We start from the raw sequence: 14815 nt of genomic DNA on the forward strand, positions 1-14815 counted from the left end.
CTGAAAAAAAGCGCACAAAAAGGGGCAGGCTCTTAGCCCGTATCATTCGTCTTGTTCTGTTTTGCCGCCTGAAAAGCGCAAAAAAAAGCGGCAGACATGCCGCTTTTTTTTTGCGCCGTTACTCGCCGGCCGATGAGGAACTGCCTGAATTTGAACTTTGCTGGTTCACATCTCCCATATCCGTTTCGGCTTTATCTTTTGCCTGCTGCGCGGTCTGGACAGCGCTGTCTTTCAGCTGGCTGCCTTTCTGCACGGCAAAATCGCGTACTTGTTTTGTTTTTTCAGCAGCCTGCGAAGCCAGCTGGGTGCCTTTTTCGGTCGCAAATTCACGCCAGCCGTCTGTTTTTCCTTTGATGGTTTCCACCTGGCCGCTTAAGTCTTCCCGAAGTTCTTTCCCTGATTTCGGCGCCAACATAAGCGCTACCGCAGCACCGACAACACCGCCGACAATTGCACCAGTCAAAAAATCTTTCGTGGACATTTGTTCTTCAGACATGTAAATTCCTCCTTCAGTTTATGAATTTCTTACCCGTTGGAGCAGCCTTTCATCATTACGGGCCGTTTCTTCAAGAAGGTGTTTCGGGATAGGGTTTTGGGCATGGACAGGATGGGTTTCATTCGTGCCTGCACCTTTTTTGCCCGACCATCTATCTTTTATTTCCTTCAGCGCAGCGCCCCATTGCACGGCCTGTGCAATTTTGTCCTGCCTTTTGCTGACGGCCGAAGCAATCGATGTTGTGACTTTACGCAGCGTCTGGCTCAGTTGCTGGGCGGAAACACCGATATCTTCCACGGCATAGACGACACTGTTCAGCCTTTCCAATTTATGCTCGATGTCTTCAACCAGCACATTCGTTTTTTCTAGTAATTTTGTAGATTCCTCTGTAATGCCGTGCATCTGCCCTTCAAGGCCCTTTACCGTATCCGACAAGTTGTCCAATGTTTTGCTTAATGATTTCAATGTCCTCGTCAGGGCGATGACCAGAATGAGGAATGCAACAGCAATTAGCGCCACGCTCAAATACAGGATGATTTTCATCTTTCGTTACCACCTCCATGTACAAATAAAATTACCCCAAATCGCCTTCCTTAAACAATTGGGGGTTGAAATCTTTGCGGGTACCACCCTTATTTTCGCATAACGGCCGCCTTATGCCAACAAAAATGGAAACATTTTCTGCTTGACAAATCTCATAACAAAAAGAGACATTGCCCGCCTGTTTTTCGGACAATGCCTCTGCCTTACCGGCTTACATGCTTTTGCAGCAATGTTTCGTATGCCTTTTGGTACTTTTGGATATCCCCGGCACCCATAAAGAGGATGACACTGTTTTCAATGCCAAGAAGCGGGGACATGTCCTCTTCCTTGATAATTTGCGATCCGTCGACTTTTTCCTGCAAATCGTAAATAGAAAGCTTTCCGTGATGTTCACGCGCCGAGCCAAAAATATCGCACAGAAAAACCCGATCTGCAAGGTTTAAACTTTCCGCAAACTCTGTAAGAAATGCCTGCGTGCGGCTGAAAGTATGCGGCTGGAATACGGCGACAAGCTCTCTTTCCGGATATTTTTTCCGCGCGGCATCAATGGTTGCCTTAATCTCGGTCGGGTGGTGGGCATAGTCATCAATGATGATTTGCGTGCCGATTTCTTTTTCCGTAAAGCGGCGTTTGACCCCGTGAAATGTTTTTAAATGCGTTTTAACCGCTTCTTTTTCGATGCCTTCGTATTGGCAGAGGGCGATGACCCCGAGCGCATTCAGCACATTGTGGTTCCCGAAGGAGGGAATTTCGAACGTTCCATAAAAACTATTGCGGACCACCACATCGAATTTCGTTCCTTGCGGCTCCGTCACAATATTTCTTGCCTGAAAATCGTTGCCTTCTTCAAAGCCATAAAAAACAACCGGCACTTTTGCCTGAATTTTTTGCAGCTGCTCGTCATCCCCGTAAGCGATGATGCCTTTTTTGACTTGCAGCGCCATTTCTTGAAAAGCGGAAAAGACATCGTCAATGTTCGCATAGTAATCCGGATGGTCGAAGTCAATATTGGTCATAATCGCATAATCCGGATGGTAGGAAAGAAAGTGGCGCCGGTATTCACATGCCTCAAATACAAAATATTCCGCTCCCGGAACCCCTTTTCCCGTTCCGTCCCCGATCAAATAGGAAGTGGGCTTGATCTCATGCATGACATGGGCAAGCAGCCCGGTAGTCGATGTTTTGCCGTGCGCGCCTGTTACAGCAACGCTCGTAAAATTTTTCAGAAACTCACCGAGAAATTTATGGTAACGGATCACAGGAATGCCGCGTTTCATCGCTTCATCAATTTCTTCGTGCGTATCGGGAAAAGCATTGCCGGCAATCACCGTCAGGCCGGGGCGGATGTTTTCCCGGTTGAAAGGCAGGATCTTAATGCCGGCATCTTCTAATGCCTGCTGGGTAAAAAAGCGCTTTTCCACGTCAGACCCCTGCACTTCGTATCCGATGTCATGCAGGATCTGTGCCAGTGCGCTCATGCCCGATCCTTTAATCCCTACGAAATGGTATACAGTCATAATAGAACCTCCAACAATGTCTATATGTATGCAGTATATGATAAAAACCCGCCATGTGCGATAAGGCATGTTTCCACAGCAGCTGTACAGGCTTTATACGGCCGCCTTCATGCCCATCATAAAAAAATCATACTCCATCATTATATCATTTCCAGGCAGCCGTGAACATGAAAAAGCGGAATTTTGCCCGCAGCCCGCCGGAAGCCGGAAAGGGCAGTTCACATCCGCATTCTTCATGCCCTTTTTCCACTATCCTTGCCAAAACAGCTGCCGGCTATAAGGAAAAACCATCACTCTCTGCTTTCTGCTTCCTGCATTTGCATCAATTCGCTTTTCGTGATTAAAACATCCCGCGGCTTGCTTCCTTTCGCCCCGGAAATAATCCCCTGCTGCTCCAGCATATCAATCAGGCGGGCAGCCCGGTTATAGCCGATCCGGAAATTGCGCTGCAAAAGTGACGTGGACGCCCCGCCCTGGTGAATGACAAATTCGCAGGCGTCGGGAAAAAGCTCGTCTTCTTCTTCGCCCGGTTCCGTTTGTCTCAGCAATTCTTCAGGCTGGAACAAATATTCAGGCGTTGCAGCTTCCCTTACATATGACACAACATCGTCAATTTCACGGTCGCTCACAAAAGTGCCCTGCAGCCGGACCGGTTTGGAAGTACCGTTTTCCAAAAACAGCATGTCCCCTTTTCCAAGCAGCTTTTCCGCCCCGCTCATATCGATAATGGTGCGCGAATCGACCTGTGAAGAGACGGAAAAAGCAATGCGCGTCGGGATATTGGCCTTGATTAAGCCGGTAATGACGTCCACGCTTGGCCGCTGTGTCGCCAGAATCAGGTGAATCCCGCAGGCGCGCGCTTTTTGCGCAATCCGGCAGATGGCATCTTCCACATCCCCCGGCGAGGTCATCATTAAATCAGCGAGCTCATCGATGACAATGACAATATACGGCAGCTTTTCGGAAAACCTGCGGGTACGGGCGGCCATTTCATTATAACGGTGAATATCGCGTACACTTTCATGGGCAAACAATTCATAACGCCTTTCCATTTCTTCAACCGCCCACTTTAATGCCGCTGTTGCCATTTTGACATCTGTAATGACTGGGCTGACGAGATGCGGAATCTGATTATATGGCGCAAGCTCCACCATTTTCGGGTCGATCAGGAGCAGTTTCAAATCCTGCGGCGCCGCTTTATACAGAAGCGAAACAAGCACCGAATTGATACAGACGCTTTTTCCCGATCCGGTGGCGCCTGCAATCAGCCCGTGCGGCATTTTTTGCAGGTCGGTTACAACCGGTTTTCCGGAAATATCCAGGCCCATCGCAACCGTCAACGGGGATTTGCTGTTTTGAAATACGGGATCGCCGATAATCTCACGCAAACGGACAGGGCGGCTTTTCAAGTTCGGGATTTCAATGCCGACCGTATGCTTGCCCGGAATCGGCGCTTCGATCCTGATATCTTTCGCAGCGAGGCTTAATTTTAAGTCGTCGTTCAGATTGGTGATTTTATTGACTTTTACGCCTGGTTCAGGCTGGACTTCAAACCGGGTAACGGAAGGCCCCTGGCTTGCATTTACCACTTTCGCGCGGACATTGAAATTTTCAAGTGCCTCATCCAGCGTATAGCTTTGTTCTTGGATCCACCCCTCATCCCGGGTCTGCTTTACCGGCGGCTCCAGCAACGAGAGCGGCGGGAAAGAAAACGGTTTTTCACGACTGTTTTCGGCCGGGTTTTCCTGTTCCGGCCGGGGAACCGGGGCCTCTTTTTTTTCTGTGATCTTCCGGCGATCCTGTTTCAGCATCAGCACGTTAAACGGCAGATGCTTTCTCGGGCGTCCTTCCGTTTTTGTTGCTTCGCCGGATGACGGAGAAATGCCCGCCGTTTCCGTATGCCGCTGTTCCGGTTCATTTCCTGCATTTTTTTCGGCTTTTTCCAAAGCATATATCGAAGAGACTTTTTCCGGTTCATTTGCAAGGTCCGCCATGCTTGCCTTCGGAGAAACAGCCGCGGCTTTCCCTGTTTCCGGTCTGTTTGCCGGATCGGCTTCGGATTCCACTTTTCCAGGATCACTTGCCAGGCTGGCTTTCCCTGTTTCCGGTTCATCCGCCAGGCTTATGCCAGTTTTCTCCAATCCGTCTGCTGCTCCAGATTCCGGCGTTCCTATGCTACATTGTTCTGGCTCCATATTCTCCAAAGCGGACGCCGGGGTCTCTTCCGCTTTCCCTTTTGCCGGTTCACTTGCCGGATAGGATGCCATTGTTTCTTTTTCTGCTTCATCTGCCGGGTTTGCACCGGATTCTTCAGAAGAAATGGCCGCCGCATCCTCTTTTGGCAGCGCACTTGCCGGGCCGGATTCCGACGTTTTCACTTTCGGCTGTTCCGATTCATTAGACGGAATTGTGCCGGGTACTTCTAGCCTGTATGCCGTTTCGGATTCCGGCGTTCCTGCGGCTTCATCTGCCGCACCTGGCGAATCTTCGCCGTGCCCTGTTTCCGTTTGGACAGATTCGCCCTTTTCCGCCTGATCCGCTGTTGTGCGCCCGGCTTGATCTGCCGGTAAATCAGTTTGTTCCTCTTCGAACCAATGATCCGCCATTTGGATGCCGTGTTCCGGTTCTGCCGGGTTCCCTTCGCCGTCCGTGCCCGGATTTTCTGCAAAATCAAGCAATTGCTGCAGTTTTGCCATATCGAATAGATGGATATCCTTTTTATAATGATCTTCCAGCTCGTATTCCAACACTGTTGTTTCTTCTTGCGAAGGCAAATCATTTGCCGGCCGTTTGAATCCAAAGACCGGGGAAGGGATGTCCGTCGGCCGGAAAGGATGGCCTTTTTGCACCTTTTCTCCCCGTTCTGGCCGTGGATCCGGACGATGTTTTTTTGCCCGCGGCTGCTGCTTTTCCGGTTTTTCAGTCGTCTTCCGGCGTTCCCCTTCCTGATCCGGAATCACAGGAAAACGAAACTGTTTTTTCGGATAATGATAAGCCACACGGGTATCTATATTCTCCGGGCGTGCCTGGTAAAGCCCGGCCGGATCCCGGGCCTCTTCGTGCACGTTTTCATCTTTGAAGTATTTTGCCATTTTTTTAATCCAGCTCAAATTCATCACTCTTTCCTTTGCTCATGCGTCCGAAGAGCCTTTCAAAAATTCCTCTCACCTTCCATTATACAAAGGAAACACATGTTTTTCGAGGGATTTTTTAACACAGGCACGTCAGCATAAAAAAATCGGGGTTAGGCACATTATGAGTGATACTATTTTTTGAAGGAGGGAATGGATTGAAGATCGCAAAAGCATTGCTCGGCATCGGGCTTGCATCCGGGCTATTAATGGGATGCGGAAACAATAACGGCGCCGGCGACAATAACGGCAACCGCAACAATGCACGGCCTGTACGCTATAACGACACAGCCGACAATCATGATGTGCGTTACAATAACGTCCGTTACAATACAGGAAGAACAGACGGCAATAATGGCGCCGATTTGACAAATAATACACGGGGTACACAGGGAATCAACAACGCCAATTTGACGAACAATAATGGCAACGGCAACAACAATAATAACAACAACAATGTCCGGGTGGCCAACCGTATTGCGCGCAGCATTGAGGATTTAAAAGAGGTGGCACAAGCGTTCGTCATCGTCACGAATGACAATGCCTATGTGGCTGTCTTGCTGGAAAGGAACCAAAACAACGACAAACTTGACAAGAAATTGAAAAACAAAATTTCAAAAGTCGTCAAGCAAACCGATCCATCGATCAATGATGTGTACATTTCCGAAAACCCGGATTTCTTTGACCAGATGAGTGATTACGTCAACGACATCCGGAATGGCCGCCCGATTTCAGGATTTTTTAACCAGTTTAACGATACCATCCAGCGTGTCTTTCCGAATGGATCAAGATAAGTAAAAAAGGGCTGCATCACGCGTGATGCGCCCTTTTTTGCCATCCCGGCTTTATTTTGGCAGCGGAAATTCGCTTCCGACTTCGTACTGCCCGTCGAGCACTAAGATGCCTTTTTTCTGCGGGGCATTCGGGAGCCCGAGTTCACGCGCCGAGCAGATCATGCCGTTTGAAGCCACACCGCGCAGGACAGCATCTTTAATGATCATCCCGTTCGGCATCACAGCGCCTGTTTTTGCAACCACTACTTTTTGCCCGGCTTCCACATTCGGCGCGCCGCAGACAATTTGCAATGTCTCAGTGCCGGTGTCAACCTGGCAAATGCTTAAATGGTCGGAATCCGGGTGCTTTTCCTTTTCTTTTACATACCCGACAACGAATTTCGGGGAAAGATCGGCGTCAAGTTTTTCATTGAACCCATTTTCGGCGAGAATTCCGTTCAGCTTGTCGAGCAAAGCTTCCGTCAGTTTCACGGGGCCGCTTCCTTCAACCCCCCCGTACCGGGATGCTTCGAAAATATTGAACCCGACTGTTTCTTTTGTCTTTTCATCATAAATGCGGGCGACAGTGCCCCTCTTTTCATAGGCGGCATGCTCCGCCTCTTTGATCATGACAATCAATGTATCGCCGATGCCTTCGCGGTTGTAAAAAACATTCATAAACGTACTCCTTTCAAGATTTCCGGTTTTTGCCCAAAATAAAGACCGGCTCCAGTTCGCCGTCCTGATATAAAAATGAGAGGGCTGTAATCGGCACATGGCCGTTTGCAAAAAAATTCATCGCCATTTGCGCGATTATATCATAACCTGTTGCATTGCGGATGTCACCTATAATGAAAACATCCTGATGGGGAACGGCGAGGACCATCTCCCCTTCCGTTTTTACAGACATTTCCTGCAAAAACTTTTCATTTAAAATCCGGCTCGCATCATAGCCGTCATTCGTATTTAAAAAATAAAAATCATTCCCGGCGACAGTGTCTTTTTTCATTTTTGTGGAAAGCGACCGCAAATTAAACCGCGCCGTTTCCCGGACATGTTCCGGGCTCCATCCTTCCCGCTCCAGCATTTGAAAATCGATCAGCCTGTACGTATTCCCGAGGTCGAGCGCGTAATAAATGCGCGTCTCCGCCGTGTGCGCATCCGTTAAAAAAGGGATGCCTCCCGGGGCTTCTGCCGGAAAAGAAGTAGACCGGATCACAGGAAAAATACTTTTTTCCCGGCCATGCAGTGAATGGTTTTTCCCCATCACGCCGAGCGCTTCTTCCGCATAATAGACAACTTCTTCAATCGCTTCTTCTTTTTGGGAGACCCATTTGGCGGCAATCTCCGGCAGGGAAATATTGAGTCCCTGATGCGTGTCTTCATTTTCGACCCGGAGTATATCTTTTTCACGGTCATAGGAAAAAATGCGCCCTTTTTTCTCCAGCCTTTTTTCCAGTTCCCGCCTTAATTGTTTCGTATCCATTTTCCGGCTGGCACCTCCTTTATCGCCGGCTACGGAAAAATCCCCCATCCGCAAAGAGGGGGAAATCCGGCCTGCTTTTTGTCTTTCCTGAAAATATGCGCGTGCATTCGGGTGATGCCACGTTCCATGCGGCATGGGCATCGATGATTCAGGCAAGGCTTTCGATGAATTTTTCGACTTCTTCTTTTGTTTTCCGGTCTTTGCTGACGAAACGGCCGATTTCTTTGCCGTCCCGGAATGCGACAAAACTCGGGATGCCATATACATCGAGATCCGCGCATAAATCCAAAAATTTGTCGCGGTCAACATGGACAAAAGTATAATCGCTGTATGCTTCTTCAATTTCCGGCATAAACGGGTCTAAAAAGCGGCAGTCCGGGCACCAGTCCGCTGAGAACAAAAAAATGTGCGCCCCGTTTTCTTTCAAGTTTTTAAAATCTTCCATTGATTGCAATTCCTGCATGGTTAACCCTCCAGTTTCTGTTTCTGCTTTTTATTATACCGTAACGGCAGAGCTGTTTCATTTTTCATCACCCGGCTTTCCCGGTATAATGAAAGTTGATCAGTTTGCGGGAAATGGATTTTTTACATAAGGGGTAGACTTCATGACCATTTTAATTGTAGATGACCATAAAGTAAATTTATTTGTCATAGAAAAAATTTTAAAAAATGCCGGATATGATCAATATGTATCTTTCACTTCGGCTAAAGAATTATTCGCTTATTTGCATCTAGGTGAGGAACATGCTCCAAAACCACCTGCCGACTGCATTCTGATGGATATTATGATGCCCGAAATTGACGGGATTGAAGCGTGCCGGATGCTGCAGCAGTCGCCGCGTTTCCGTGATATTCCCGTCATTTTCCTGACCGCGCTTGATGATGCCCGGAAGCTGGCGGAAGCGTTAAACGCCGGGGGAATCGATTATATTACAAAGCCGATCAACAAAGTCGAGCTGATCGCCCGCCTTAAAGTGGCACTGCGTCTGAAAGAGGAGAAAGACTGGCATACGGAACAGGAGAAGCATTTAAAAGACGAGCTCGATCTTGCAATGCAGGTTCAGCGCACGCTTTTGAGCGAACCGATCAAAGAAAACTGCCTTTCCATTACATCTTCTTACAAACCGGCACATCAATTGGCCGGTGATCTTTATTACTGGTATAAAATAGATGACCACCGATACAGCCTCATGCTACTCGATGTGATGGGGCACGGCATTTCGGCATCGCTCGTCTGCATGTTTATTTCTTCCAAATTAAGGGATTTAATGCAAAGCAAGGCAGACCCTGAAACAGTGATGCAGGAATTAAACGAACTGATGCGTTACTTGAATAAAGACGGCGGGATGCAGCATTATTTTACGGCGATCTACCTTGTGCTTGACTGTGCCGGCAAAACGGTTGAATATGTGAATGCCGGCCACCCGCCCGCTTTTGCCCTCGTGGATGAAAAGGAAGTCGTGCCGCTTTCGGAAGGCGGATGTGCTGTCGGCTTCTTCCCGCAATTGGAAGTGGAAAAGCAGGTGCTCCGTTACCATGAAAGCCTGCAGCTCCTTTTATTTACAGACGGCGTAATGGAAGCACTCGATTCGGACAGCCGCGACGGCCTGAACATCCTGCAGCAGCTCGCCTCGTCCGCCTGGTCTCCGGAAAAGGCGGCTGCCCCCCTGGATGCCGTCCTTGCCAAAGAACTGCAGGAACAGCAGCTGGATGATATGTGTGTTGTGCTCGTTCAGGCAAATTGAGTATAGTTCCATCAGCCATTTTCTCCATAGGACGGATGTGTCGGGCCCGTTCAGGCTCCTTGCGCAGATGCCGTAAAAAAAAACGGCCGGTTCCATTCAGCACGCACTGTTTTGCTTAAAAACGGAAAATCAGGCTTTTTCTGTGCGATGCAGCTTTCCGCGCGCTTATATCACTTGCAATGGATCCGGCTATTTGCCGGATCCATTGCAATGAAAAACGGCGGGGTCATATTGCCCCGCCGTTTTTTGCAAATGGATTATGCTTTTTTTCGGTAAATTTTTTCATCTCTGTCAAAAACCTCATACTTTCCTTCCGTATCAATCGTCAGCACGGTTTCTTTATGGCCGAGCCCTAAAAATCCCCGGTTCGTTAAGCTTTCATCAAATAATCGCAAAACTTTTTTCTGAAGGTTTTGGTCAAAATAGATCATCACGTTCCGGCAAATAATGGCATGGAACTCATTAAACGAACCGTCCGTGACAAGATTGTGCTGGGCAAAGACGATATTGTCCGCAAGGCTCTTGTTGAAATAGGCATGCTGGGCATCCGCCGTGTAATAATAGGAAAATTCACGTTTCCCACCTGCCTGGAAATAATTTTTTGTATATGTCTGCATTTTATGAAGCGAAAAGGCGCCGCTTTCCGCTTTCCGCCTGGCGCAGCACCCGTTCATTCATGTCGGTTGCATAAATTCTCGTTTTTTCGCGCAGCCCCTCTTCGTCCAAAAGAATGGCCATCGAGTAGGCTTCTTCACCAGAGGAGCAGCCTGCATGCCAGATCCGGATTTCCGGGTACTGCCTTAATTCCGGGACGACTTTTTCACGGAAGGCGGCAAAAAAGTCCGGATCCCGGAACATTTCTGTCACTTGAATGGACAAATCGTTTAGCAACACTTCAAGGAATTCGGGTTCATGGATCACCCTTTCGATCAGCGCACTGATGCTCGGGAGATTTTCGAGCCGCATCCGGTGCGTAACCCGCCTTTCAATGGAAGAACGGGCATACTGGCGGAAATCATAGCCTGATATCCGGTAAATGGCAAATAGCAGCATATCCATTTCAAGCTTCCTGATGTCATCATCCGTTAGTTGGTTTTTTTTCACGCTTTTTGCACTCCATCATCCTAAAGTTTGGGCTTATTGAATTGTGGAAGGAAGCATCCATTCCGGACAGGCGGCTAAGAAAGCAACGAAATTTTTCGGGCTTCCTTCACTAAAAAAGCATTCCTGCGGGAAGAAACCACGCTAAATTGCGGCCTCCCTTTACATAGAACAATCCTCGTGAGGAATCCCTTTATCCCCTACTTACAGCATGCTTTTTCACGTGCTTCCTTCCCTCAGCCTGCCATTATTCTTGCGGCAGCCATACCCGCATGACAGATAGCAGCTGGTCCATCTTCAGCGGCTTGCTGATATAATCTGTTGCGCCGGCATCCAGGCATTTTTGCCGGTCGCCTTTCATCGCTTTTGCTGTCAGAGCGATAATGGGCAAATCCGCAAATGCATCGTTCTCCCGGATTCTTTGCATCGTTTCGTAACCGTCCATGCCCGGCATCATAATATCCATGAGGACGATGTCGACCTCTTTGTGAAGGTCCAGCATATCCAGGCATTCGAAGCCGTTTTGCGACACAAGCACTTTCATGCCTTCTTTTGACAGCGCCTTTTTCAGTGCATAAATATTCCGGTTGTCATCGTCACAAATCAGCACGGTTTTATTCCGGAACGCCCGGCCGGCTGATTCTTTTTCGCCCAGCTGCTGATCCTCTTCATACAGCAATGCCGGCGCTGCTTCGCTTTCCGGCGCGGGCACTTCTTCCGTAGCGGCTATCCCGTTCGGCAGGCTTGGAATATACAAAATGAACGTGCTGCCTTTTCCGACGGTGCTGTCGAGACAGATTGTGCCGCCGAGCAAGCGGGCAAACTCGCGGCAAATGGACAAACCGAGTCCCGTGCCGCCGTATTTGCGGCCGGTCGCACCGTCCCCTTGCTGGAAGGCTTCGAAAATGAGATCCTGTTTCTTTTCCGGAATGCCGATCCCCGTGTCTTGCACAGCCACTTCCAGCCAAAAATCTGCGCCTTCTGTTTTCACGTATTTTCCGGCTGTTTCTGCACCCACTTTGCGCATCCGGAACGTCACTGAACCATTTTCCGTAAATTTGACGGCATTTGAAAGCAGATTCTTCACGATTTGTTGGAAACGGCGCTGGTCGGTATAAATCAAATCCGGCAAATGATCATCTACATCAATCTTCAGTTCAAGCCCCTTTTGCTCTGCCAAATAAGCAAACTGGTTGCCGACATACACCGGCAATTCACGGGTATTCATCTCTTCAATAACCATTTCCATCTTGCCGGCTTCCACTTTGGACAAGTCAAGTATATCGTTAATTAAATTGAGCAGATCGCTGCCGGATGAATGGATCACACGGGCAAATTCTTTCTGCTCTTCGGTCAGATTGCCCTCTTCCGATTCATCCGCAAGCATTTCGGAAAGAAGCAGAATGCTGTTGAGCGGCGTCCGCAGTTCATGCGACATATTCGCAAGAAATTCAGATTTATACTGCGAGCTCTGGATAAGCTGCTCTGCTTTTTCTTCCAGCTGCTGCTTTGTTTTTTCCAGTTCATGCGCTCTTTTTTCCGCTTCTTTCGTCCGTTCCTCAAGCTGTTCATTGATCATGCGCAATTCTTCAGACTGCGACTGCAATTCCTCCGATTGGGCCTGCAGCTCTTCCGATTGCGATTGCAATTCCTCCGATTGGGCCTGCAGCTCCTCCGTCATCATTTGCGATTCTTTCAGGAGCCGCTCGACCTCCATTCTGCTCAGGACACTGTTAATCGCCATCCCGAGTGTATGGTTAATTTGCTTAATGAGCTCAAGCTCAGCCGGCGTAAACTCCTCCAGGCTTGCCAGTTCCAAAACCGCCAGTACTTCCTCTTCATAAATGACAGGCGCAATCAGAATGCTGCGCGGTTTCGCTTCACCCAAACCGGTCGAAATCAGCGAATAGTTTTCGGGAACATCAGTAATGATCCGGCTCTCTTTTTCCAACGCGCACTGGCCGGCCAGCCCTTCCCGTATGAAAATGTTTCGCGGCCCGGATTTCCGCGGTCTTCCGCATAAGCGGCAATTTTAACAAACTCGGCTTTTGTTTTTTCTCCTCTTTTCAAGTAGAAGGCACCCATCGAGGCTGCCATAACAGGTACGGCTTTTTGAATAAACCGTTCCGCCAGCGTGTTGATATGGGTAATATTCTGGTACATCGTCGCCATTTCGGCAAGCGTCGTCTGCATCCAGTTTCTTTCCGATATTTGTTCGATATAATTTTTTTCTTTCTGGCTTGCCTGTTCAAGCGATGCGGCCATCCGGTTAAAAGCCGCGGCGATTTCTCCGATCTCATCCTCTGTCTTCACATCCACCCGCGGCAGTGACGTAAGGTCATCGTAATTGATATGCGCCATTACTTTTGAGATGTTGTTTAAGCTTTTCCCCGTTCCCGATACAATCCAGTAAGCAATAAACAGCATAACAGCAATCATCAGCCCGGAAGAAACGACAATCATCTGCAGCAAGTTTTTTTCCAGCTGGCTGGCATTTTTCATTGCTTTCGACATCAAGTTTTCCTGGAAATTTTTAAAATCGGTAATGTATGCCGTTAAATGGCTCCGCTTCGTTTGATAGTCGGAAATCACCCCGGACGGCACCGTTTTATTGTGCCGTGCATCATTGATAATCGTTTCTTCCGTTTCCGTATAGGAAGCAAATTCATTTTGGAGCTTTGCCAAAATATTCTTTGCCTGGCTATGGTTTAATATATTGTCTAGCTGGTTCAGCCTTGATTCGATTTTTGCACGGTTAGCCGTAATATTTTGAATGGCGGTTTCCGTGCCGCTTGCTTTTTCATCATTGATAATGGCTAAAAGTTCCCGGTCGGACTGCGAAAACAGCAGCTGGATCTCCGTTGCCATTTTTACTTTCATATAGCGGTCCTGCACGATTTCAGACATGTTTTTTTTCATATGGTTCATGGAAACGAGCATGACGACAGCCGTGACAAGCATAAAAGCGAGTATCACGCCGAACCCTGCATATTGTTTTTTCTTAAAGCCCATGCTTTCTTCCCCCTGTTTTTCCATCTGCCGGATATATCAACACTTCTCAAGCCAAGTGATGAAGCCATTGAAGCTTATACTCTATTCCCGATTTTCCAACATATTATACCACCAATTTGTGGCAAATTTGTTACAAAACGCTGTCCCCCGCAAAACCGGACGTTTTTCCCGGGACAAAAGCCTGTGGCCGTTGCAAAGAAATGTCTGTGTGGTAAAATTTTTCTCGAAAGGCAGAAGTGTTGGCGCGGAAAAAGAGGCGCCCGATCTGAAAAAGCTGATTTATTCAAATTTTCCGATCGTTATCTTTCTTTGCTTTTTCAGTGTATAATGATAGCTAGGTGAAATATTAGATGCACTAAATAATGAAAGGGTGGGCACTTATGAATTGGAAAACTTTTATAGCCGGAATTGCAGTGGGCGCAGCCGCCGGGTATGCCGTAAATGAAACATTGCACCATACCGTTAACGTATCCGCAGAAACCGTTCTTGCAAAAGTCAAGAAAGCGTTTAAAGAAAACGGGCCGATTGACGGTTCCTGGATTCAAATGACAGAGGAAGATTATGAAAAATATCCGTTTAAAACGAGGGTTTATAAAGGCGGGGTTTCGCTTACAAAAGACGGGGAGAAGAAGCAGTATGAGTTTATTGCTGACTCCAAAACCGGCACCGTCCTCGATGTCTATCCGATTTAACGGAAAAGCAGATCTGTAAGGACCCGGTTTTGTAAACCGGCTTGTGCCGGATGGCTGGAAAAGCAGCATCCTTTTAGGGCTGGCTTTTCATGCCGGCTCTATGCGCACGGGTTTCTTAATTTAAACCCGGCTCTGTTCCGGATATCCCGGTTTAGGGCTGGTTTTTCATGCCGGCTCTGTACCGGACAGTAAGCAGAATCGGTTTAAGGGCGGGGTTTCATGCCGCCCTTCTCAATACCGGCCAGTTTAGCAGGAAGCCGCAGGGGGTTATGGCCATGCAAAAAAAATATGTGCATAGATCGTTTTCCATACGCGGCAG

10 protein-coding genes and 2 pseudogenes are annotated in these 14815 nt (G+C 48.2%); 3 read left to right on the forward strand and 9 right to left on the reverse strand.

The features are described from left to right. Positions 1-118: 118 nt before the first annotated feature. From NSU00_RS10560 to NSU00_RS10575, 4 genes are all read right to left on the reverse strand, one after another. Positions 119-496: a YtxH domain-containing protein gene (locus NSU00_RS10560; RefSeq protein WP_013859979.1), complete on the reverse strand. Its 378-nt coding sequence runs from the start codon at positions 494-496 to the stop codon at positions 119-121. Positions 497-514: 18 nt separating this feature from the next. Further along, complete coding sequence (locus NSU00_RS10565; protein ID WP_340703658.1) at positions 515-1039, reverse strand: DUF948 domain-containing protein; 525 nt, start codon at positions 1037-1039, stop codon at positions 515-517. Between the two features lie 203 nt (positions 1040-1242). Next, on the reverse strand, positions 1243-2556 hold the full coding sequence (gene murC, locus NSU00_RS10570; protein ID WP_237348320.1) for a UDP-N-acetylmuramate--L-alanine ligase: 1314 nt from the start codon (positions 2554-2556) through the stop codon (positions 1243-1245). Between the two features lie 290 nt (positions 2557-2846). Then, entirely contained in the window at positions 2847-5672 is a 2826-nt protein-coding gene (locus tag NSU00_RS10575; protein WP_340703659.1) for a DNA translocase FtsK, read from the reverse strand. Between the two features lie 173 nt (positions 5673-5845). Here NSU00_RS10575 and NSU00_RS10580 point away from each other — a divergent pair, with 173 nt between their 5' ends. Beyond that, positions 5846-6481: a YhcN/YlaJ family sporulation lipoprotein gene (locus tag NSU00_RS10580; RefSeq protein ID WP_327076462.1), complete on the forward strand. Its 636-nt coding sequence runs from the start codon at positions 5846-5848 to the stop codon at positions 6479-6481. Between the two features lie 51 nt (positions 6482-6532). Here the strand turns inward: NSU00_RS10580 and ytpR are convergent, their stop codons facing one another. The 3 genes from ytpR to NSU00_RS10595 all read right to left on the reverse strand — a co-directional run bounded on the left by ytpR (position 6533) and on the right by NSU00_RS10595 (position 8409). Then, on the reverse strand, positions 6533-7138 hold the full coding sequence (ytpR, locus tag NSU00_RS10585) for a YtpR family tRNA-binding protein (RefSeq protein ID WP_340703660.1): 606 nt from the start codon (positions 7136-7138) through the stop codon (positions 6533-6535). Positions 7139-7151: 13 nt separating this feature from the next. Then, positions 7152-7946 carry a DUF1444 domain-containing protein gene (locus tag NSU00_RS10590; RefSeq protein WP_013859986.1) on the reverse strand — a complete coding sequence of 265 codons (795 nt, stop codon included), beginning with the start codon at positions 7944-7946 and terminating at the stop codon, positions 7152-7154. A 148-nt stretch (positions 7947-8094) separates the two neighbouring features. Further along, the gene (locus NSU00_RS10595; RefSeq protein ID WP_013859987.1) at positions 8095-8409 is read right to left on the reverse strand and encodes a thioredoxin family protein; all 315 of its coding nucleotides are present in this window, start codon (positions 8407-8409) and stop codon (positions 8095-8097) included. Between the two features lie 142 nt (positions 8410-8551). Here NSU00_RS10595 and NSU00_RS10600 point away from each other — a divergent pair, with 142 nt between their 5' ends. Next, the gene (locus NSU00_RS10600; protein WP_328197753.1) at positions 8552-9691 is read left to right on the forward strand and encodes a fused response regulator/phosphatase; all 1140 of its coding nucleotides are present in this window, start codon (positions 8552-8554) and stop codon (positions 9689-9691) included. 257 nt (positions 9692-9948) lie between these two features. On the opposite strand, the pseudogene NSU00_RS10605 reads toward NSU00_RS10600, so the two are convergent. Together NSU00_RS10605 and NSU00_RS10610 are read right to left on the reverse strand one after the other, a co-directional pair. After that, a pseudogene (locus NSU00_RS10605) lies at positions 9949-10750 on the reverse strand (CheR family methyltransferase). A 289-nt stretch (positions 10751-11039) separates the two neighbouring features. Beyond that, positions 11040-13804, reverse strand: a pseudogene (locus NSU00_RS10610) (response regulator). Between the two features lie 380 nt (positions 13805-14184). On the opposite strand from NSU00_RS10610, the gene NSU00_RS10615 reads away from it, so the two are divergent. Then, positions 14185-14496 carry a PepSY domain-containing protein gene (locus NSU00_RS10615; RefSeq protein WP_061567098.1) on the forward strand — a complete coding sequence of 104 codons (312 nt, stop codon included), beginning with the start codon at positions 14185-14187 and terminating at the stop codon, positions 14494-14496. Positions 14497-14815 lie beyond the last annotated feature (319 nt).

The organism is Weizmannia sp. FSL W8-0401 (assembly GCF_038009125.1).
Classification (GTDB): Bacteria; Bacillota; Bacilli; order Bacillales; family Bacillaceae_C; genus Weizmannia; species Weizmannia coagulans.

What these genes read in the sequence shown, in the direction of transcription:
- NSU00_RS10560 (WP_013859979.1), bottom strand. Translation starts at nt 496, where the DNA reads ATGTCTGAAGAACAAATGTCCACGAAAGATTTTTTGACTGGTGCAATT.
- NSU00_RS10565 (WP_340703658.1), bottom strand. Translation starts at nt 1,039, where the DNA reads ATGAAAATCATCCTGTATTTGAGCGTGGCGCTAATTGCTGTTGCATTC.
- murC (WP_237348320.1), bottom strand. Translation starts at nt 2,556, where the DNA reads ATGACTGTATACCATTTCGTAGGGATTAAAGGATCGGGCATGAGCGCA.
- NSU00_RS10575 (WP_340703659.1), bottom strand. Translation starts at nt 5,672, where the DNA reads ATGAATTTGAGCTGGATTAAAAAAATGGCAAAATACTTCAAAGATGAA.
- ytpR (WP_340703660.1), bottom strand. Translation starts at nt 7,138, where the DNA reads ATGAATGTTTTTTACAACCGCGAAGGCATCGGCGATACATTGATTGTC.
- NSU00_RS10590 (WP_013859986.1), bottom strand. Translation starts at nt 7,946, where the DNA reads ATGGATACGAAACAATTAAGGCGGGAACTGGAAAAAAGGCTGGAGAAA.
- NSU00_RS10595 (WP_013859987.1), bottom strand. Translation starts at nt 8,409, where the DNA reads ATGCAGGAATTGCAATCAATGGAAGATTTTAAAAACTTGAAAGAAAAC.
- NSU00_RS10600 (WP_328197753.1), top strand. Translation starts at nt 8,552, where the DNA reads ATGACCATTTTAATTGTAGATGACCATAAAGTAAATTTATTTGTCATA.
- NSU00_RS10615 (WP_061567098.1), top strand. Translation starts at nt 14,185, where the DNA reads ATGAATTGGAAAACTTTTATAGCCGGAATTGCAGTGGGCGCAGCCGCC.